Below are 19607 nucleotides of genomic sequence, written 5' to 3'. Positions count from 1 at the left end.
TCCGACCCCTGCGCCAGAAGCATTGGGTCGGCTATACTGAGTATTGCAAAGGCCGCCTGAGCGGCCTTTTTTAATGGCGGGAGCCTGAGATGAATTCACAGCATCAGAAACTGACCCAGCTACTCGATGAAAATGCGATTACAGCCGAAGACTTTGCCTATTGCCTGGGCATCGAACCGGTACAGGCCGAGCGGCTGTGCACAGGGAAAAAAGCACTGACGCCCAAGTTGGCCCGGCAAATAGAGCAAACCTTTTCCAAGCCCGCATACTGGCTCGATGATTCCCCGGCGACCACCCGGGGCACCGGTCCGAGTTTTGATCTGTTTGGGTAACCGGGGACCTGTCCATGAATGAAGAACATACCGCCTTGCTAAAGAACACTCGCCTGGTCGCCTTCGATGTTGACGGCGTGCTAACCGACGGGCGTTTGTACTATGGCCCCGATGGCGAATCCCAAAAGGTTTTTCACGTCCGGGATGGGGTGGCGTTAAAGGTGCTTCCCGATGTTGGCATTGACGTCGCTGTCGTATCGGCCAAAGACAGTCCCGCGCTTCGTGCCCGTTTGAACGACCTTGGCGTTAAACATGCCTTTGTCGGGTGTCACGATAAACTGCAGCGCTTGCAGGCGCTGGCTGGGGAATTGGGATTGGCGCCCAATGAGATCGCCTTTGTCGGGGATGATCTGGTGGATCTGGAGGTGATGGCCTGGTGCGGATGCAGCCTGGCGCCGGCAGACGCTTACAGCCTCGTGTTGGAGAGGGCCAATGTGGTATTGACCGTTAAGGGCGGGCAGGGAGTAGCACGATGTGTGGCGGACCTGGTGCTTAATGCCCAGGGGCTTTATCAGCAGGCCTACACCCTGGCGGCCGACGCTCATTTTGAACGTCGGCGCGACCCTTCAGATCGCTGAAAGCCGACTACCGTATCGGTAAGTTAGCCGGTCACCAGGTCGGGCTGAGCTTTGATGAAGTCATCCAGCGCTTTCATTTGCGCCAGAAAAGGCTTTAATTGTTCCAGCGGCAGGGCACTGGGACCGTCGCACTTGGCCTGGTCCGGGTCGGGGTGAGATTCCAGAAACAGCCCCGCAATTTTCTGTGACATGCCAGCCCGGGCCAGGTCCGTTACCTGCGATCGGCGACCGTCGGCTGAGTCGGAGCGGCCACCGGGTTTCTGCAGAGCGTGGGTGACGTCAAAAATGACCGGGTAACCGGTTTGTTTCATGATGCCAAAACCGAGCATATCGACCACCAGGTTGTTGTACCCAAACGAGGTGCCGCGCTCACAGAGTATCAGTTGATCGTTGCCCGCTTCTACGCACTTGCGCAGAATGTGAGCCATTTCGTGAGGGGCCAGAAACTGGGCTTTCTTGATGTTGATGACGGCACCGGTTTTGGCCATCGCCACGACCAAATCAGTCTGGCGGGACAGAAACGCAGGCAGTTGAATAACATCGGCCACGTCGGCAGCCGGCTGGCACTGGTAGGGTTCGTGGACGTCGGTGATCACCGGCACGTTGAAAGTTTGTTTGATCTCCTGCAGTATCTTCAACCCTTCGTCCAGGCCCGGGCCCCGAAACCCTGCAATTGAACTGCGATTGGCTTTGTCGAAGCTGGCCTTGAACACGTAGGGAATGCCCAGATCTTCAGTGATCCTGACATAGTGTTCGGCCATGGTCATCGCCAGGTCGCGACTTTCAATGACGTTGATGCCACCAAACAGAGTAAACGGCTGGTCGTTACCGACGGCCAGATCTTGAACAGATACAGCACGCTGTTGCATAACAGTGTCCCTATTGAATTGGGCTGCCATTGTAGCCGTTGACCGCGAGAAGCTAAACCTGCCCATGCTCTCCCCTGAACTGAAAAACACCATTCAGACCGCCTACAGCGAGTACCTCACCGCCCGTGACCTCAAAGCACGCAGCGGTCAGAAGCACATGCTGGCGCACATTGCCCGCACCTTGTCGGAGGTTGAGCTGTCGGCTGATGGCGAGCGCCAGGGCGCAGCACCCATAGCGGTGGTTGAGGCAGGTACCGGTACCGGTAAAACCATTGGCTATGCACTCAGCGCCATCCCGATCGCACAGCATTTCGATAAACGGCTGGTTATCGCCACGGCCACTGTGGCCCTGCAGGAGCAGGTGGTTCAAAAAGACATTCCCGACATCCTGGCTTCCAGCGGTTTGAGCTTTAATGCCGTTCTGGCCAAGGGCCGCGGGCGCTACCTCTGTTTGCAACGCCTGGAGCAAAGCATTCAGATGCAGGAAGGCGCGGTGACTGCTTTGTCACTGTTTGAGGAGACGATGGCAGAGGATGAGGCCGCCTTACAGGTTTATACCGACATGCTGGACCAGTTTGGGCGAGGGCAGTGGAGTGGTGACCGGGACCAGTGGCCCGACCGCCTCGACGATGAGCTCTGGCGTCCGGTGACCTCCACGCACCGGGAGTGCCTGAACCGGCGTTGTCCGCATTTTCAGAACTGCCCCTTCTATGAAACCCGCAAGGAACTGGAAGACGCCGACGTTATCATTGCCAATCATGATCTGGTGATGGCTGATCTGGCACTGGGAGGGGGTGTGATTCTGCCGGCACCGGCCCAGACCATCTATGTGTTCGATGAAGGGCATCACCTGCCGGACAAGGGGCTTTCCCACTTTGCCAGTCAGCTGCCGTTCAAACAGACGCTGAATCAAATCGAGGGTTGGCGCAAGCAACTGCCCAAGGTCAGGCTGGAGCTGGCCTACGGTGACACGGAAGAGACGCTGCTGGATCAGGTGGAAGCCGCCATCGGTGATGCCCACCTGTGCCTGACCGATGCCTGGGGGGCGCTGGCGCCGGTTCGTCAGCGGCTCGACGGGCATCTGTCGACCCTGACGGTTCATGATCCGGACTGGCTGGCCCAGACGCAGGCGTTACTGGCCCCGCTGGAGCAGCCGCTGAAGCAACTGTGCACGGCTTTGTTACGCCTGGACGAGTCGGTTCGCAAACGCCTGTCTGCCTCTCAGGATGTGGATGAGAAGGGGCGACTGGAACAAACCCTGCCGCTGCTGGGTCGATGGATGGGGCGTGCCGAGCCGGCGCGTGATCTGGTGGTTTCCTGGCTTCAGGAAGACAAGGCAGAGGCACCGCCGACGGCGCGCTGGTTCGACAACATCGACTTGCCGGATTATCAGGATCTGGTGTTGAACGCCAGTCCGGTCTCCGCCCAGTCAATACTGCGACAGCATATCTGGAACCGGTGTTTCGGGGCCATTGTGACCTCAGCTACGTTGACCATCGCGGGTGATTTTAATCGCTTCGCCCTCCAGGCCGGCTTGCCAGACCACACCGGGTATTTACAAGTGTCGAGCCCCTTTGATTACCAGTCGCGGGTGATAGCGCGCGTACCGGCGATTGCCTGCGATGGTGGCCTGCGCGAGGCGCACACCACAGCGATGATTGAAGCGGTGCAGGAATACCTGCCAACGTCGACCGGGAATCTGGTGTTGTTTTCGTCGCGTCAGCAAATGAATGAGGTGTATCGGGGGCTCAGCGCCGACTGGCAGGAACGCGTGACGTTGCAGGATGCATTACCCAAAAACGCTCTGATCAATCATCACCGGGAGCGGCTTGAAAGCGGGCAGGGCTCTACGTTGTTCGGGCTGGCCAGTCTGGCCGAAGGAGTGGACTTGCCGGGGAACTACCTGACGCACCTGATGATTGCCAAACTGCCGTTTGCGACACCCGATGATCCGATTCTTTCAACCCTGTCTTTGTGGCTGGAACAGCGGGGTTCGAACCCCTTTGCCCAGGTCAGCTTGCCGACTGCCATTATCCGGCTGGTTCAGGCCTGTGGCCGATTGATTCGCAACGAATCTGACAGTGGCACGCTCTGGTTTATGGACCGCCGCCTGATCGACAAGCGATACGGCAGCCTGGTTCGTCAGTCACTGCCGGATTATCGCTGGGAAGTGGAGCCCCCCGCGCCGCGTTAGTGGGTGGCGCGGCTCACAGATCCTGTGAATCGAGCAACGATTGCGACAAAGTGCCTTTGGGCAGCTGCATGGTAATGCAGTGCAGGCTGCCGAACTGTTCGATCAATGCCCGGCAGGGCAAACCCACAACCCGGTGCCCGGGGAAGGCATCAGCCAGGCGTTCCAGTGCCGCACCATCCTGAGGAACGCCGTAGGTGGGTACCAGCAAGAGCTGATTGGCAACCAGAAAGTTGGCGTAGGTTGCTGGCAGACGCTGGCCATCCTGATTGAATTGAGCATCGGGCCAGGGCAGTTCAATGAGCCGGTACGGCTTGCCGTCCGCATTGGTGAACGCCGCCAGTTCGTGTTTCATGGCACTGAGTGCCTCAAAATGCGCATCGGTTTCATCCTGGCACCCCTGAAACACCAGAGTATCTTCAGGCGCAAAGCGGGCCAGGGTGTCGATGTGAGCGTCGGTGTCGTCTCCGGCGAGCGCGCCGTTTTCCAGCCAGAGTATCTGCTGTACCCCAAACCAGGTTTTCAGCTTCGTCTCTACCGCCGATCGCGGCTGGTCACCGTTTCGATTCGGGTTCATCAGGCAGGCCGTGGTGCTAAGCAGGGTGCCCTGGCCGTCCGATTCGATGCTGCCACCTTCCAGTACCCAGTCGACAGGCTGCATGGGCGCCGCAAAGAGACCCTTGTCGGCCATGGACTGGTTCAGGGCGTTGTCGTTACGGGCATCGAATTTTCCGCCCCAGCCGTTGAAGGTGAAATCCAGCAGCAGTGGCTGTTCGTTTTCGAGCACGGTAATGGGGCCGTGGTCGCGGGCCCAGGTGTCATCGCCGTCAACCAATACCAGATGGCACCGGGCCTGGTTGATGCCGTCGCGTTCGAACATGACCTTGAGCCGGTCTGTATCAATGCTGGCATGTACCTGAATCACGACATCCTGAGTGTGGCTGAGTGAACTCAGCAGGTCCAGATAGACGTCTTCTGCATCAGACAGAGCGTCAGCCCAGTCACTGTCGGGATGGGGCCAGGTGATGAGAATGGCATCCTGCGGATTCCATTCAGCGGGCAGGTAGCGTTGGCTCATAGATTATTCGTCACGCCTGAAATAAAAAGGGCAGGCAGTATACAGGCAGTTGGCGGGTTTTGCTTGCCTGTAACGCAACCAATAACGTTCCGTTACAGCAAGCGGCTCTCATGAGCCGCGGCTCTGGGCCTGAACTTTGAATAAGTGTCGGGTTAATGACTGGCGCTGAGTTTCGCTCAACGCCTGGAACTCGAGGTGCACCCGTGTACCGGAGCCGTCGGTAATGGCCTCCGCCACCCGGGCATGGCAGAACAGCGATAAATAACTGGGGGAGAATATTAACGCCAGGGCGAGGTCCTCCCCGACCGGGTGGGCACCCTCAAGCCAGCACTGGCAGCCGCCTTCGCTGATGTCGATCGGCTGTGCCTGGAGGTGTTCAGTCTGAGTGGTCTGAATGTGCAGATAGCGGGTCATCAGTGTCAGTTTGGTGTTGAACAAGTCCATCAATTTGCGCGTGGCCGGGTCTTTGATGCGTTCCAGAAACTCACTGAACTGGGCATCCACGTTCTCAAATTCTTTCAGCACCGCGACCTGATGCAGTTGAGGAAAGTAATCAGCAATGGCGGGTCGCTCCGGATCAAAGGCCGTAGCGGTAACGTAGGCGGTATCGGCGACGCGAAAAAATTCCCGGCGATCAGTGTCCATAATGCGCTCCTTTGAGAAGGCGGTGTTTTGTGGCAGGTTGCCCGCCGCTCATTGTGTTAATGAGTGTAACGAAGACGAAAAGCACCTGTCTGCAGCCCGAGTGTACCCAAAATGATCTTGGCACGCTCAGGGCAGGGTGGTTTAATGCCCGCCATGCTGAATCATATCCCGCTTTTGGTCGGTTTGCGTTATTTGCGTGCCCGCCGCAGAAACCACTTTATTTCCTTCATTTCCGGCGTCTCGATGATCGGCCTGACCCTGGGGGTTATGGTATTGATCATCGTGCTGTCGGTGATGAATGGCTTCGATCGTGAATTGCGCAATCGCATTCTCGGCATGGTACCCCACGCGACCCTGTCGCAACCGGGTGAAATGACCGACTGGCAATCCGTCGTGAACACGGTCACAGAACATCCGCAAGTACTGGGTGCCAGCCCTTATACAGAAAGTCAGGGCATGCTGGTAGGGCGCTCCCAAACCAAGGGCGCACTGATCAATGGCGTTGATCCGTCTACCCTGGCAGACGTGTCCATTCTCCCTAATCACATGGTATCCGGCTCGCTTGACCCGCTGGTCGAAGGCGGCTTTGGCATCGTGCTGGGTGACATTATGGCGCGCACACTCGGCGTCGGCGTTGGCGACCGGGTTACCATGATGGTGCCTGAAGTAACGGTCAACCTGGCTGGTGTCACTCCCCGGTTTAAACGCTTTGAAGTGGTCGGTACTTTTTCCGTAGGCGCGGAGCTGGACGCTAACCTGGCGGTGGTTCACATGACGGATCTGGGACGGATACTGCGCTATGGCGATGCCGTCGATGGCGTTCACTTGAAAGTGGACGACCTGTTCGATGCCCGGCGGATCGGAGTCGAGGCCGGGCGTGAGCTTGCTGGCCGCTATCTGGTCAGTGACTGGAGCCGAACCCAGGGCAATCTGTTCCAGGCGATTCAGATGGAAAAACGCATGGTCGGTTTATTGCTGTTCATGATCGTAGCCGTTGCCGTGTTTAACATTGTGTCGAGCCTGGTCATGATGGTGACGGACAAACAGGGTGAAATTGCCATTCTCAGAACGCTGGGGGCGCGCACCGGTCAGATCATGGGAATATTCATTGTTCAGGGCACGGCCATCGGGCTGATCGGTATCTCCCTGGGGGTTATTCTGGGGGTCGTGGGTGCCTGGTCTGTGGCCGACATCATTGCCTGGTTCGAGCAAGTGCTGAACATCCAGTTCCTCAATGCCGAGGTTTATTTTATCAGCTATATACCGTCTGAATTGAAGTGGTCTGACGTACGGTTGATTGCGGGGGCGACTTTCGTAATCAGCGTACTGGCAACGCTGTACCCAGCCTGGCGGGCGTCTCGAATCTCACCGGCGGAGGCCCTGCGATATGAATCGTGATGTGTTGCGGTGCGAATCCGTCGGTCGTTTTTTTAAAATGGGCCCCGAGCAGGTCGAGGTGTTGCACGACATCAACTTCACCATCGACCCCGGAGAGCTGGTCAGTATCGTTGGCAGTAGCGGTTCCGGGAAGACGACCTTGCTTAATTTGCTGGCCGGGCTCGATTCTCCGAGTGTCGGTGAGGTGTACATGGCCGACCAGGCCATGTCCAGTCTGAGCGATCGCCGACGGGCCCTGCTGCGCAACCAGCACATGGGCTTCGTTTTTCAGTTTCATCATCTGTTGCCCGAGTTTACCGCGCTGGAGAATATCCTGTTGCCACAGGTGATAGGGGGCATGAAGGCGTCGGAGAGTGAACCGAGGGCGTTGCAATTACTGGAACGGGTTGGCCTGAAAGACAGGGCGCGGCATCGCCCGGCTGAACTGTCAGGTGGTGAACGCCAGCGCGTAGCGATCGCCCGTGCCCTGATCAATCACCCGCCTGTGGTGTTAATGGACGAACCTACGGGTAACCTGGATGACACGACCTCAGAGCAGGTTCATGAGTTGATCATGGAATTGAACCGGGATATGGATTCCAGTTTTATTGTGGTGACCCACAATCAGGATTGGGCCCGGCAAATGCCGAAACAGTACGTACTGAAACGCGGCCGCCTGGAGTTGTTGACCGCCTAACGACCCGTCATTCACCCCGTCGCTGTTGCCGTAACCGGTTGCGGCGACGGCGGTTCAAGCGCATTCGCCAGTGGTAGAGACCGCTGATCAGAAAATACCCGAGTGGCGCCAGTACCAGCCCGCACAGAACCCCGCCCAGAAAAGTTGGCCAGTAGAGGTCCAACAGCAGGGTCGACCCCCAACCGTTTTGCTGAATTGTTTCGAACGCGATCACAGATCGGCCGGATAACTGTGCGCCCAGCCAGTAGGTGCCATAAAATATCACTGGCATGGTGAACGGATTACTCAGCCACACCAACGCCAGTGCAATCGGCAAATTCGCGGTAAAGAATATCGCAGCCAGGGCGGCCAGTGGCATTTGGCCGGGTATCGGCAACAGCGCCACGAACAGACCAATAGCGAAGGCCCGGGCGACACTGCGCCGGTTGAGGTGCCAGATCCCGGGTTCATGCAACCAGTGCCCGAACCGGTGCAGGGCGGGCAACTGTCGAATGTGATCTGGGTGGGGCAGCCATTTTTGCAGGGTACGCCGGGGCATAAACGATTAACACTTGAGGTAGACGGACAGTATGCCTGTTTAAAGGAGCCAGCTCTATATGGTCAAGGGTATGACCAGCCTGGCAGTGCTGAGTATAGGCCTGCCCTTACTGTGGTTTTACACCGGTGTTGGCTGGGCCAGCGGATTGGTCGCGCTGGTCATGTCGGTCACTCTCTGGTTTCGGCCCTCCCTGGCTTTACTGCTGTTGGTTTTTACGGCCACCTTGTTGTTGCGGCTGGAATATGAAGCGCGCTTTCTATTACCCCCTCAGTGGCAACACAAGACTGCGGAACTGGCCGTTTGCCTGTCTCAACCGGCTCGGGTATTCGACGATTATCAATCCGCCGTCGCCACGGTGACCGATCAGCCTGCCGAACTGGCGTTGCGTCAGTTGCGGTTCACCGCCGATGCCGGGCGAATCCTGCACGCGGGTGACTGCGTTCGGGGCGATTTCCGTCTCAGAAAACCCGTCGGCGCGCTGATACCCGGTCAGTTTAATGCGACGCGCTACTATTTCAGTGAACGCATCGATGCCCTGGGCAGCTTGCTGGAGATCCACACCGTAACGCGACAGCCGGGTGTACCTGTGCGACTGCACGACCGGGCGTCACCGCAGTTTCAGAGCGCAGATGCACGGGCCATCTGGTCTGCGCTCAGTCTGGGGTGGTCTTCCAGTTTACCCGCTCATCTGGGCGACCTGTTCGAGCAGACTCAGTTGAAACATCTGATGGTCGTCAGTGGTATGCATGTGGGCATGGTTGCCGCCTGGGGGGTGCTGCTTGGTCGCGCTTTGTTGCTCCTGCCCGGCATACCGCTGAACCGGAGCTTTTACCTGCAACTGGCTTGGGTGGCATTGCTGTGCGGTGCCTTTGTCGGCCTGACCGGATTTGGATTTCCCGCGTTGCGGGCCTGGGTCATGCTGGCTATTCCACTGATCGCCCTGAGTGTTGGGCGACGCTTCAATGCACTCGATGTGTTGGCGTGTGCAGCAGTCGTCATTACGCTGTTTCGACCCCAGGCCTGGCTCAGTACCGGTGCCTGGTTGAGTTTTTTATTGGTGGCGATCATCGTCCGTCTGGCCGAGCGCTGGTCGCAACACGATCATTCAACCGTCTGGCTGGCACTCAAGCTGCAAGCCACACTGACGCTGCTCATGATCCCCATTACCGCAGCGATGGGGTTTGTCTGGCATCCCTTGTCGCTGCTCATCAATGCCCTGATGATACCGCTGGTGACATTGCTCCTGCTGCCGTGGTCACTTTTCATACTGTTGTTGCCAGACATCGCCTGGGTCAGTGGTTATGAGTGGGTGGTTGCCATTGCCCTGGCAGTGCTTGAGCGGGTGTCACCCTGGTATCAGTCGGCTCCGGCCTGGACCTGGTGGCAAATCGGCCTGGTCACCGTGTTGTCCTGGTGGTTGTTGAGCCAGAGCGTGGAACGACCGGTGCGCTGGATTGCCATGCCGTTGCTGGCGGTGGTCGCCATGGCCATGGCTTCCTCCAGATCTGAAATCGACACCTTTCAAATGACGCTGCTGGATGTTGGCCACGGTCAGGCCATGGTGTTGCAGTGGCCGGACCAAACCTGGCTTTATGACCTGGCTGGTCAGTGGCAGGATGGCAGCAGCGTTGCCAGGCAGCGTCTGGCACCCTGGTATCGGCGTGAGTCCATTCAGCCCGCCGGGCTCCTGGTCAGTCACGCCGATGCCGACCATGCCGGGGGTGCCCATTGGGCCGTGCAGGAATGGCCCGGGGCCAGCCGGGTGTCCGGTAATCCGGATCGATTGGCTCAGTTGAGCGGCCGACCTGGCTGGCGCAATTGCCATCGTACGGGTGCCCGGCACAACGCCTTGCCGTTTGAAATGATTCCGGTCCCGCTTGCTCTGCAGACCAGTAGCAACGACACCTCCTGCGTAATCTGGATTCCGACGCCTGCCGGGGCTGTGCTGATCACGGGTGACGCCAGTCGAATGGTAGAATACTGGTTACTGCAGACGCGCCCGGAGTTGTTTCCGGCCGCGGCCATTGTTGTTGGTCATCATGGCAGTCGCACCAGCAGTGCCTCTGCTTTTCTGGATGCCAGCCCTGAGGCTTTGCTGCTGGTCAGTTCAGGAGACAGGCACCTGCCACGCTGGCCCAATGCCGATCTGGTGGCTTATACCCGACGCCACGACCGAACGCTGCACAATACGGCGGACCTGGGGACCTTCAGGCTGATCGTCAGAGACGGGCGCATGCAATTGAACGACTACCGCTCGGCCTTTCGGAAACGCTGGCTCAAATGAGAATTATTTCACAACCTGTTTTAAAGCCATGTTCTGACGGAAACAGTATGGTAGATTACGCCCGAGTCTATGGAGGTACGCTAAGTGTTTGAAATTATTAAAGCCGGTGGGTGGTTGATGGTCCCCATTGTGTTGTGTTCCATCGTCGCCATTGCCATTACGGTCGAACGTTATTGGGCGTTGCGCCTGGCCAAGGTAATGCCCAAAGATCAGTTGCCGAAAGTCTGGATGTGGATCAAGAACCACGAACTGGATTCGGCTAAGATCAAGGAACTGAAAAGCGGCAGCCTCTTTGGCTATATCCTTTCGTCCGGATTGACGGCGTCCAAGCATGGCCGTGAAGCCATGAAGGATGCCATTCAGGAAGCGGGCAATCATGTTGCCCACGAAATGGAAAAGTTTCTGAGCACCCTGGGCACCATTGCCGCGATCGCACCTCTGTTGGGTTTGCTGGGCACGGTATTGGGCATGATCGAAGTATTTACCGCCATCATGGTTCAGGGCAGTGGCAACACAGGCGTGCTGGCCGGCGGTATATCCCAGGCACTGATTACCACCGCCGCCGGGTTGAGTGTTGCCATACCAGCGGTTATTTTTCACCGTGCGCTGACTCGCCGGGTGGATGATCTGCTGGTTATCATGGAACAGGACAGCGCCAAACTGGTTGATGCCATTCATTCCGATGCCAAGTCGAGCTGACGGGAGCCGCCCATGCGATTCAGACGCAGCCGCCAGGAAGAAGCGCAGGTCAATCTAACGCCGCTGATTGATGTCGTTTTCCTCCTGCTGATTTTTTTTATGGTATCGACCACCTTTACTCGTGAAACTCAGTTGCAGATCGATCTGCCTGAGAGCAGCAGTGAGGCCGTGCTCGGTGATGAACGACCGATCGAAATTCAGGTCGATGCCCAGGGCCAGTACGCGGTGAATAACACGCCCTTGCTGCGCTCTGATACCGAATCCCTCAAGCAGGCGCTGGCCGAAATGGCAGGCAGCAGCCGGGATACCACCGTCATCATTACCGGCGATGCCCAGGCACCGCACCAGGCGATGGTCTACGTGCTGGATGCGGTAGGTCAAATGGGGTTCTATCGGGTCAGCTACGCGACCCAGGTACCGGAAAGCCCCTGACCGATGGCGCCGGCAAGTAGCGAATGAACTTCTGGTACGTTAAACCACTCACGCTGGTAGCCCGGCTGCTATTGCCTCTAAGCTGGCTGGCCGGGTTGATTGCCCGGCGCCGGTTTCGTCAGCGCCATAAGGGCCGTTACGGAGTGCCCGTGTTGGTCGTGGGTAACCTGACGGTTGGCGGCACCGGTAAGTCGCCAGCCATTCAGGCTCTGGTGTCCTCACTTCAGGAGCGTGGGGTGCGTTGTGGTATCGTGTCGCGCGGTTATGGCGGACACAGCCATCATTATCCGCTTCTCGTAACCACTGACACCGATGCCCGCCAGTGTGGTGATGAACCCAAAGCCCTGGCACAGCAATTGGGCTGCCCCGTGGTGGTAGACCCCGACCGCGACCGGGCGGTGCGATACCTGGTGAAACAGTACCCGCTGGATGCAGTGATCAGTGACGATGGTTTGCAGCATTACCGGATGGGGCGCGAACTTGAACTGATCATGATCGATGGTGTTCGAGGCCTCGGTAACGGCCAAATGCTGCCAGCCGGGCCGTTGCGCGAACCGGCTGATCGAATACCCACGGTTCAATGGCGGGTAGCCAAGGGGCAGCGGCCAGCAGGCCTTGACGTTGATGCGGTACTGACACTCAATCCCCAATGGCCCGTCAACGCACAGGGCCATTCACTCGCCAAAAACACCGAAATCCGTGCCTGTGCCGGCATCGGTTACCCGCAAAGCTTTTATCAGCAATTGGCAGAGCAGGGGTTTCGTCTGCAGGCCACTCATTCGCCCGGCGATCATAGACCCGTCCCGCCAGACTGGTTGGCTGATGCTCGGCTACCCCTGGTGTTGACGGAAAAAGACGCTGTTAAACTGGCCAGACCCTGGCCAGACCATTGTTACGTTGTCAGGCTAGAACCCGAATTACCGGCTGACTTGCTGGACTCCATAGAATCTGCCCTCAGGAGCGCCTAAAGATGGCAACCATAATCATGATACCGGCCCGCTACAGCTCCAGCCGATTACCAGGTAAACCCCTGCTCGATATTGGCGGGCAGCCCATGGTGGTTCGAGTGGCAATGGCGGTGCAGGCCTGTGGCGCCGACCAGGTCGTGGTCGCCACCGATGACGAGAAAATACGGCATGTCGTCTCGCAGGCCGGGTTCAGCGTTGTTATGACCCGGGCCGATCATCCTTCAGGAACTGACCGGTTGCAGGAGGCGGCTGAGCAACTGAGGTTGAACCCCGATGATATCATCGTCAATGTGCAGGGCGATGAACCGCTGATGCCCGTTGATAACGTCTTGCAAGTCGCCCAATTGCTGGAGAAGAACCCCCGGGCCCAGGTTGCTACGCTCTATGAGCCGGTCACCAGTCTGGCAATGGTCACCAATCCCAATGCGGTAAAACTGGTGCAACGGCAAGACGGTGAAGTCATGTACTTCAGTCGGGCCGGAATTCCGTTTGATCGGGACAACACCCAGTCGTCGCCGCAAGGCGTCTGGAAACGACACATTGGTTTATACGCCTATCGCAAAAGCGCGCTGGATGCCTTCATTGGCTGGCCAGAAAGTCCGCTGGAGCAACTGGAAAAACTCGAGCAACTGCGTTTTATGGAGCATGGCGCCTGTATTGTTGCGGCGCCGGCTGCGCAACCGGTTCCAGCCGGTGTCGACACCCGGGAAGACCTGGAAGCGGTGCGCGCCCTGTTTAGCAAGGAGACCCCATGACAGACACTCAGCCAACATCGACATCGGTCTTATTCGTTTGTCTGGGTAATATTTGCCGCTCTCCTACGGCCCAGGCGGTGTTTGAAGCCCGGCTGGCTGACTCGCCAATGGCGGCAGAAGTCGAGGTCGATTCAGCTGGCACGGCGGCCTATCACCTTGGCAAAGCACCCGATCCGAGAAGTCAGGCTGCGGCGCGCGAGCGAGGCTACAAGCTGGATCATCTAAGAGCCCGACAAGTCACCCCTGAAGACTTTCATCGGTTTGATTACATTCTGGCGATGGATTCCGACAATCTAAGCAACCTGAACGCAATCGCCCCCAAGTCCAGCCGGGCAACCGTGGCATTATTTTTGGATTTTGCGGCGGTTACCGAACTGCGGGAAGTTCCCGACCCCTATTTTGGTGGCGACGAGGGTTTTGCAACGGTGCTGGATCTGTGTGAACAAGCCAGCCAGGGCTTGTTGACGCACCTGCAGACTGCCACACGATGACGATCGATCCACTGCCTCAGGTAGACCTCTCCGCCGCCAATACCCTTGGCGTTCCGTCAACGGCTGCCTGGTGCGCCGAACTCACCGACCCCCGGGATTTACCGGCGCTGGTGCGCTGGGCAAGCGCCCGGGGCATGGCCATTCGAGCCCTGGGTGGCGGAAGCAACCTGGTACTGAACGAGCAAGTCAGTGGACTGACGATCAAGGTCGCCATTCGCGGTAAGACCCAGGTTGAGACTGAATCTGAACGCCAGCGCTGGCGTCTTGGGGCAGGGGAGTCCTGGCATCAGACCGTCGTAGATCTGGTGTCACAGGGCGGTTCCGGCATTGAAAACCTGGCGCTGATTCCGGGTACCGTTGGTGCAGCGCCGGTTCAGAATATTGGCGCTTATGGTGTTGAACTGGCGGACTGTCTGTACCGGGTTGAGGCCTACGATATTCTCGAGGAGCGCTGGCGATATTTCACCCGGGAGGCCTGTCAGTTTGGTTATCGGGACAGCGTGTTCAAACAATTGGAAAATCGATTCATCATTACGGCGGTCGAGCTAGAGTTGAATCGAACCTTTATGCCGCAGTTGTCCTATGGTCCGTTGCAGGCATTGGCAGCGAAGCCTGATCTGACTGCGCAAGATGTGATGGAGACGGTCATAGAGATTCGGCAGTCACGCCTGCCAGACCCCGACCACCTTCCGAATGCAGGCAGCTTTTTTAAGAACCCGGTTATTTCTACCGAGCAGTATCAGGCGTTGTTGGTTCGTCATGATGATCTGGTGGTTTATGAGCAACCAGAAGGCTGGAAACTGGCGGCTGGATGGTTGATCGATCAGTGTGGGCTGCGCGGACAAAGCAATGAGGAGGGTGTGGGCTGTTACGAACGTCAGGCCCTGGTGCTGGTCAACCCAAAACGGGCGGCAGCATCATCCATACTGGATTGGCAAATCCATGTACAGGATGCCGTGTTTGAACGATTCCAGGTTCTGCTCGAACCCGAACCACGTTTTTGGACCTGAGTCGTTTGCAGGAAACACCCATAAAAAAACCGGCCGAGGCCGGTTTTTTTATGGCTAAGACAAGGGTTACTTGTCTTGCTGTTCAGCCATCTTGCGACGACGCACTTCACGAGGATCGTTCGGTGCCCGACCAGCTGGCTTGGCGACGTCTTCTTCGCCATCCTGAGCGGTGGGTTGCTCAGTTTCCGGGGTCTCGGCTGGCTGAACCGGAGCGCTCTGTTGAGGCTCTTCCGTAACCGCTTGTGCCGGTGCACGCGTTTCGTCTGATTCAACCTGGTTAACGGGCTCAGGCACTTCTGGCACGCTTTCAGTCGTTGTTTCAGCAGGCTCAGAGGCTGACGTTTCTTCCGCGGTTGCCGCAGTGGTTGCCTTTGCTTCAACGGTATCGCTGTGTGTTTCAGACTCAGTGTTTTCCGCAGGTGTGTCGACGTTTTCAACAGCCCTGGCTTCGGCAACGGCTGGTTTAACGTCTGACTCTGCTGAAGGCGACGTTGCAGGGGCAGATTCGGATGGCTCATCCTGATCAACCGGTTGCGTGGTTGCCGCGTTATCTTCTGCGTTGATCACTTCGTGCTCAACCCGGGGGTTGGGCGACTCTTCCAGCTTGGACGGCTCGCTGTGTGCCGTGTCATTTGACTCGACTGTGCTGGGCTTGGCATCGGTCTGCGGTGCATCAGTGGTAGGTGTCGTCTCAGTCGACGCAGCCGCTTCATCGGCTCTTACCTTAGCTGCGGCACGCGCATCATCAGCCGACTTGGTGCTGATCATCTCAATGACGGTTTGGATGTCGCTGATGATTTCACCGGGCTTTTCCGGGTTGGGCCGCTTGCTGGCGTTTTTGCTGATGCCCCGAACCTGACGGTTCTTGCCGACTTCGGCCAGAGGCACGCGTCCGGTGCTGTCGTCTCGTTCTTCACGACGCTTCATTTGTGGCTGGCGTGGCCGCCGATCATTCTGGCTCTCGGCGGAATCGGCGCTGCCTGCTGCAGATGGCGCGGAGTCTTTCACCGGTTGCTTGGTTTCTTTTGAGCTGGCGTCGGGTGTTGCAACCGCATCACGGTCGCGCGATCCACGGCCCGCATTGCGGCCATTGCCCCGCGAGGCACCGTCACGGTTCGAATCACGGTTACTGGTGCCACTGTCGCGATTGGTGTCGCGAGCGCTATCACGGCCCGACTCCCGGCTGCTATCACGGTTGCGATTGCGGTTATTCCGGTTAGGGCTGCGACGGTTGCCGCGGTTGTCATCGCGCTGGCGCGAACGGTTGTCCGGTTTGCGATCGGTCGCGGGCTTTTCCTGTTTTTGGGCTTCGTCGTCAGACCCCAGCAACTGGCTTACCCAGCCACCCAGGCGGGAAAACAGACCTTTACTCTCAGAACGACGCTTTTCCACCGCCGTTTCTGCGGCTGCGCGGGCTGGCTTGGCCGGAGCTTCGCTGCTGGCTTCCGGTGCAGACGGTGGTACCGGCGCACGCGGCGTTACCTGCAGACTGGAAATAGCGGCTTCCTGGGGCTTGGTTTGTGCTTCCAGAACCGTTTCGGTTTCAGACGGCTTTTCTTCCAGTTTCAGGGCGTAGCTGGGCTCGGCATTGACCAAAGTTTCGTCATCGTCACGCAGACGCACGACTTCATAGTGCGGAGTTTCCATTTGCGTGTTGGGCACAATCAGAACATGAACTTTCTGACGACGCTCAACATCGAAGATGGCTTCCCGTTTTTCATTCAACAGGAAGGTGGCCACGGTCAACGGCACAATGGCACGAATCTGAGCGGTGCGCTCTTTCAGTGATTCTTCTTCGATCAGTCGCAGTATGGCCAGTGACAGTGATTTCACATCGCGAATGATGCCGTGGCCATTACAACGGGGGCACACAATGCCGCTGGTTTCACCCAGTGAAGGGCGCAGTCTTTGCCGGGACATTTCCAGCAGACCAAAACGGGACAGCCGGCCTACCTGAACACGGGCACGGTCGGGGGAGGTAGCATCCTTGATGCGCGCTTCCACTTCGCGCTGATGCTTGGACTGGTTCATATCGATGAAGTCGATCACCACCAGGCCGCCCATGTCACGCAAACGCAACTGACGGGCAATTTCTTCGGCCGCTTCCAGGTTGGTGTGGAAAGCCGTTTCTTCGATATCAACGCCTTTGGTCGAGCGACTGGAGTTGATGTCGATCGAGACCAGAGCTTCGGTCGGGTCGATAACGATCGAACCGCCACTGGGCAGTTTTACTTCGCGCTGAAAGGCGCTTTCGATCTGCGCTTCAATCTGGTAGCGGTTGAACAGCGGTACCGGGTCTTCGTAGAGCTTCAGTTTGCTCTGATAATTCGGCATCACTTTCTGCACGAAATCCAGCGCGTACTGGTAGGCATCTTTGCTGTCGATCAATACTTCGCCGATGTCCTGACGCAGATAATCGCGGATCGCACGCAGAATGACGTTGCTTTCCTGAAGGATCAGGAAGGGTGCAGAACGGCCTTCGGACGCTTGTTTGATGGAATCCCACAGTTGGATCAGGTAGTCGAGGTCCCATTGCAATTCTTCGGCACTGCGTCCAATACCGGCAGTACGGACAATGCAGCCCATGCCATCGGGAATGGTCACGCCCTGCAGTGCTTCACGAATCTGGGCGCGCTCATCACCTTCAATGCGACGCGAGATACCACCGGCGCGAGGGTTGTTGGGCATCAGTACCAGATAACGACCGGCCAGGCTGACCATAGTAGTCAGAGCAGCGCCCTTATTGCCGCGCTCTTCCTTGTCGACCTGCACAATGACTTCGGTGCCTTCTTTAACCAGCTCGCGAATGTTCGCACGAGAGGACATGTTGGCATCGACAAAGTATTCGCGGGCGATTTCTTTCAGAGGGAGAAAACCGTGGCGTTCGGCGCCAAAATCGACAAAAGCTGCTTCAAGGCTGGGTTCTACGCGGGTGATTTTGCCTTTGTAGATGTTGGCTTTCTTTTGCTCGCGAAAGCCGGTTTCGATATCCAGGTCATAGAGTTTCTGGCCATCGACCAGGGCAACCCTCAGCTCTTCTGACTGGGTTGCATTGATTAACATTCTTTTCATTGAGGAACGATACTCTGTAATAAATCATGGGTGACAGAGCAGCAAGGGCAGGGATACAGGCGGGCGAACACCGATAGAAATCGGTAACACACAGGTCGGTGCCGGCGACAACGCCAGCACAGTGGATCGGTGTTTTCCATTAACAATGGGGAAACGGACAGAGTCTTATGGGGATGCCTGCTCTATTTAGAAGCACTTGCGCGTTTGTGGTGAAGTGCTTTCTTCCATATGACCCCATCGTCATACGCTGTTTCAAACTGTACTTGCTGCCCAACCGATTCTTGAGTTGCACGTAACGTCGGCGCAACAGGTTGGGGGGTCTGCCCCTTGCCGCCTGTGTGGTCTCTGGGCGGTAGGATGATCAGAATCCCAGCGAGTAACATTGTAGCAGTAGACTCCCGGTTGAACAATCACTATGCGGAGCGGGCGGTATGGTCCGCCCGGTAGCGTCGCGAAGCCTCCTTTCGTGAACCGACTGCTGGTACAATGGCATCAGTAACGTGCCTTTCCATAGCAAGCACCTCATTACCGTTATCACTGTTACAGCAGGTTGCTTGCTATAAGGCATTAACGGTAGCGATATTTAAGCCGGGTACCGGTATTGGCAAAGCAGGGCATTGTGGCAAACGTCGAACTCTACGAAGTTGAAGAAGACCGGGCTGGTCAGCGCATCGATAACTTTTTGATCGGTCATTGGAAGTCAGTGCCCAAGAGCCGGGTTTACCGGGTGCTGCGCAAGGGTGAGGTCCGGGTTAATGGCAAGCGGGTGAAGCCCGAGTATCGCCTTGAGGGCGGTGATACGGTGCGCATTCCTCCAGTCCGCATTGCCGAAAAGCCGGTCAATACGGCGGTTCCGAGCCAGGCGCTGCGCCACCAGCTTGATAAAGCCATACTGTATGAGGATGATGTGCTGGTTGCCCTCAACAAACCCCATGGCCTGGCCGTTCACGGTGGGTCGGGTATTTCATTGGGATTGATTGAGTCGTATCGGATCATCCGGCCGGAATTGAAATTTGTTGAGCTGGTTCACCGGCTCGACCGGGATACCTCGGGTGTGGTGCTGATCGCCAAGAAACGCTCGGCACTGAAAGCGCTGCAAGCCGTTTTCAGGCACAAAACCGACGTAAAAAAGGTGTATTGGTGTCTGGTGCATGGGCACTGGCCTGAAGAACAGCGCTTTGTTGATGTACCCTTGCGCAAGAATGAGGCTCAGGGCGGAGAGCGCATGGTCAGCGTTGCTCCAGATGGAAAGCCGTCCCAAACCCGATTCAGATTGCTGAAGGCCTTTGAGCGGTGCAGCTGGGTGGAAGCGCAGCCGGTGACGGGTCGAACGCATCAGATTCGAGTGCATACCCAGTATGCGGGGCATCCGATCCTGGGTGATACCAAGTACCAGTCCGGCCGGGCTGAAGCGGTCGCCAGGGATATAGGGCTGGGCCGGCTGTTTCTGCATGCTGCGCAACTGACCGTGCCGCACCCGGTGACTGGCGAACTGCTGACCATGACGGCACCACTTGATCCAGCGCTGGAGCGGCTTCTGAGCGCTCTGGCCAATGAATCGCGCGATCTCAATTAACACAGACCTCCCAGT

General features: G+C 57.5%; 18 protein-coding genes. 13 read left to right on the top strand and 5 right to left on the bottom strand.

Features of this window, described 5'->3' with window-relative positions; all coding sequences use genetic code 11:
* Positions 1-89 precede the first annotated feature (89 nt).
* Together ACHUE7_RS07215 and ACHUE7_RS07210 are read left to right on the top strand one after the other, a co-directional pair.
* Complete coding sequence (locus ACHUE7_RS07215) at positions 90-332, top strand: helix-turn-helix transcriptional regulator (protein WP_394169383.1); 243 nt, start codon at positions 90-92, stop codon at positions 330-332.
* Positions 333-346: 14 nt separating this feature from the next.
* Entirely contained in the window at positions 347-910 is a 564-nt protein-coding gene (locus ACHUE7_RS07210; protein ID WP_394169382.1) for a KdsC family phosphatase, read from the top strand.
* A gap of 23 nt (positions 911-933) precedes the next feature.
* Here ACHUE7_RS07210 and kdsA read toward each other — a convergent pair whose 3' ends face one another.
* A complete protein-coding gene (kdsA, locus tag ACHUE7_RS07205; protein WP_394169381.1) occupies positions 934-1779 on the bottom strand; it encodes a 3-deoxy-8-phosphooctulonate synthase in 846 nt (281 codons plus the stop codon).
* 4 nt (positions 1780-1783) lie between these two features.
* Here kdsA and dinG point away from each other — a divergent pair, with 4 nt between their 5' ends.
* Positions 1784-3973 (top strand): ATP-dependent DNA helicase DinG, encoded by a 2190-nt coding sequence (gene dinG, locus ACHUE7_RS07200; RefSeq protein WP_394169380.1) that lies wholly within the window; start codon positions 1784-1786, stop codon positions 3971-3973.
* 13 nt (positions 3974-3986) lie between these two features.
* Here dinG and ACHUE7_RS07195 read toward each other — a convergent pair whose 3' ends face one another.
* A complete protein-coding gene (locus ACHUE7_RS07195) occupies positions 3987-5048 on the bottom strand; it encodes an agmatine deiminase family protein (protein WP_394169379.1) in 1062 nt (353 codons plus the stop codon).
* 108 nt (positions 5049-5156) lie between these two features.
* Positions 5157-5693 carry a PilZ domain-containing protein gene (locus tag ACHUE7_RS07190; RefSeq protein WP_394169378.1) on the bottom strand — a complete coding sequence of 179 codons (537 nt, stop codon included), beginning with the start codon at positions 5691-5693 and terminating at the stop codon, positions 5157-5159.
* Positions 5694-5846: 153 nt separating this feature from the next.
* Between ACHUE7_RS07190 and ACHUE7_RS07185 the strand changes: the two genes are divergently transcribed.
* Together ACHUE7_RS07185 and ACHUE7_RS07180 are read left to right on the top strand one after the other, a co-directional pair.
* The gene (locus ACHUE7_RS07185; RefSeq protein ID WP_127556228.1) at positions 5847-7091 is read left to right on the top strand and encodes a lipoprotein-releasing ABC transporter permease subunit; all 1245 of its coding nucleotides are present in this window, start codon (positions 5847-5849) and stop codon (positions 7089-7091) included.
* Positions 7081-7767, top strand: a complete 687-nt coding sequence (locus tag ACHUE7_RS07180; RefSeq protein ID WP_394169377.1) for an ABC transporter ATP-binding protein — start codon at positions 7081-7083, stop codon at positions 7765-7767. The genes ACHUE7_RS07185 and ACHUE7_RS07180 overlap by 11 nt, the downstream gene beginning before the upstream one ends.
* A gap of 7 nt (positions 7768-7774) precedes the next feature.
* Here the strand turns inward: ACHUE7_RS07180 and ACHUE7_RS07175 are convergent, their stop codons facing one another.
* Positions 7775-8305, bottom strand: a complete 531-nt coding sequence (locus tag ACHUE7_RS07175) for a DUF2062 domain-containing protein (RefSeq protein WP_394169376.1) — start codon at positions 8303-8305, stop codon at positions 7775-7777.
* Positions 8306-8363: 58 nt separating this feature from the next.
* Here ACHUE7_RS07175 and ACHUE7_RS07170 point away from each other — a divergent pair, with 58 nt between their 5' ends.
* The 7 genes from ACHUE7_RS07170 (at position 8364) to murB (ending at position 14944) form a co-directional block, all read left to right on the top strand.
* Positions 8364-10589 (top strand): DNA internalization-related competence protein ComEC/Rec2, encoded by a 2226-nt coding sequence (locus tag ACHUE7_RS07170; protein ID WP_394169375.1) that lies wholly within the window; start codon positions 8364-8366, stop codon positions 10587-10589.
* Positions 10590-10673: 84 nt separating this feature from the next.
* Positions 10674-11288 (top strand): MotA/TolQ/ExbB proton channel family protein, encoded by a 615-nt coding sequence (locus ACHUE7_RS07165; protein WP_213677955.1) that lies wholly within the window; start codon positions 10674-10676, stop codon positions 11286-11288.
* Positions 11289-11300: 12 nt separating this feature from the next.
* A complete protein-coding gene (locus ACHUE7_RS07160) occupies positions 11301-11720 on the top strand; it encodes an ExbD/TolR family protein (protein WP_127555336.1) in 420 nt (139 codons plus the stop codon).
* Positions 11721-11743: 23 nt separating this feature from the next.
* Entirely contained in the window at positions 11744-12688 is a 945-nt protein-coding gene (gene lpxK / locus ACHUE7_RS07155) for a tetraacyldisaccharide 4'-kinase (protein ID WP_394169374.1), read from the top strand.
* Positions 12689-12690: 2 nt separating this feature from the next.
* Complete coding sequence (gene kdsB, locus ACHUE7_RS07150; RefSeq protein WP_394169373.1) at positions 12691-13443, top strand: 3-deoxy-manno-octulosonate cytidylyltransferase; 753 nt, start codon at positions 12691-12693, stop codon at positions 13441-13443.
* On the top strand, positions 13440-13934 hold the full coding sequence (locus ACHUE7_RS07145; RefSeq protein ID WP_394169372.1) for a low molecular weight protein-tyrosine-phosphatase: 495 nt from the start codon (positions 13440-13442) through the stop codon (positions 13932-13934). Before kdsB ends, ACHUE7_RS07145 begins: the two co-directional genes overlap by 4 nt.
* Positions 13931-14944: a UDP-N-acetylmuramate dehydrogenase gene (gene murB, locus ACHUE7_RS07140; RefSeq protein WP_394169371.1), complete on the top strand. Its 1014-nt coding sequence runs from the start codon at positions 13931-13933 to the stop codon at positions 14942-14944. Before ACHUE7_RS07145 ends, murB begins: the two co-directional genes overlap by 4 nt.
* 66 nt (positions 14945-15010) lie before the next feature.
* Here the strand turns inward: murB and rne are convergent, their stop codons facing one another.
* Positions 15011-18016: a ribonuclease E gene (gene rne / locus ACHUE7_RS07135; RefSeq protein WP_394169370.1), complete on the bottom strand. Its 3006-nt coding sequence runs from the start codon at positions 18014-18016 to the stop codon at positions 15011-15013.
* A gap of 619 nt (positions 18017-18635) precedes the next feature.
* On the opposite strand from rne, the gene rluC reads away from it, so the two are divergent.
* Positions 18636-19592 (top strand): 23S rRNA pseudouridine(955/2504/2580) synthase RluC, encoded by a 957-nt coding sequence (gene rluC / locus ACHUE7_RS07130; protein ID WP_394169369.1) that lies wholly within the window; start codon positions 18636-18638, stop codon positions 19590-19592.
* The last annotated feature ends 15 nt before the right edge of the window (positions 19593-19607 follow it).

This window comes from Saccharospirillum alexandrii, assembly GCF_043641555.1.
GTDB classification, from domain to species: Bacteria; Pseudomonadota; Gammaproteobacteria; order Pseudomonadales; family Natronospirillaceae; genus Saccharospirillum; species Saccharospirillum alexandrii_A.
This window is presented reverse-complemented; position numbering and strand designations above follow the sequence as displayed.

Excerpts from the sequence above, each read along its gene's own strand:
- ACHUE7_RS07215 (WP_394169383.1), top strand. The coding sequence starts at position 90 with ATGAATTCACAGCATCAGAAACTGACCCAGCTACTCGATGAAAATGCG.
- ACHUE7_RS07210 (WP_394169382.1), top strand. The coding sequence starts at position 347 with ATGAATGAAGAACATACCGCCTTGCTAAAGAACACTCGCCTGGTCGCC.
- kdsA (WP_394169381.1), bottom strand. The coding sequence starts at position 1,779 with ATGCAACAGCGTGCTGTATCTGTTCAAGATCTGGCCGTCGGTAACGAC.
- ACHUE7_RS07195 (WP_394169379.1), bottom strand. The coding sequence starts at position 5,048 with ATGAGCCAACGCTACCTGCCCGCTGAATGGAATCCGCAGGATGCCATT.
- ACHUE7_RS07190 (WP_394169378.1), bottom strand. The coding sequence starts at position 5,693 with ATGGACACTGATCGCCGGGAATTTTTTCGCGTCGCCGATACCGCCTAC.
- ACHUE7_RS07185 (WP_127556228.1), top strand. The coding sequence starts at position 5,847 with ATGCTGAATCATATCCCGCTTTTGGTCGGTTTGCGTTATTTGCGTGCC.
- ACHUE7_RS07180 (WP_394169377.1), top strand. The coding sequence starts at position 7,081 with ATGAATCGTGATGTGTTGCGGTGCGAATCCGTCGGTCGTTTTTTTAAA.
- ACHUE7_RS07175 (WP_394169376.1), bottom strand. The coding sequence starts at position 8,305 with ATGCCCCGGCGTACCCTGCAAAAATGGCTGCCCCACCCAGATCACATT.
- ACHUE7_RS07170 (WP_394169375.1), top strand. The coding sequence starts at position 8,364 with ATGGTCAAGGGTATGACCAGCCTGGCAGTGCTGAGTATAGGCCTGCCC.
- ACHUE7_RS07160 (WP_127555336.1), top strand. The coding sequence starts at position 11,301 with ATGCGATTCAGACGCAGCCGCCAGGAAGAAGCGCAGGTCAATCTAACG.
- lpxK (WP_394169374.1), top strand. The coding sequence starts at position 11,744 with ATGAACTTCTGGTACGTTAAACCACTCACGCTGGTAGCCCGGCTGCTA.
- kdsB (WP_394169373.1), top strand. The coding sequence starts at position 12,691 with ATGGCAACCATAATCATGATACCGGCCCGCTACAGCTCCAGCCGATTA.
- ACHUE7_RS07145 (WP_394169372.1), top strand. The coding sequence starts at position 13,440 with ATGACAGACACTCAGCCAACATCGACATCGGTCTTATTCGTTTGTCTG.
- murB (WP_394169371.1), top strand. The coding sequence starts at position 13,931 with ATGACGATCGATCCACTGCCTCAGGTAGACCTCTCCGCCGCCAATACC.
- rne (WP_394169370.1), bottom strand. The coding sequence starts at position 18,016 with ATGAAAAGAATGTTAATCAATGCAACCCAGTCAGAAGAGCTGAGGGTT.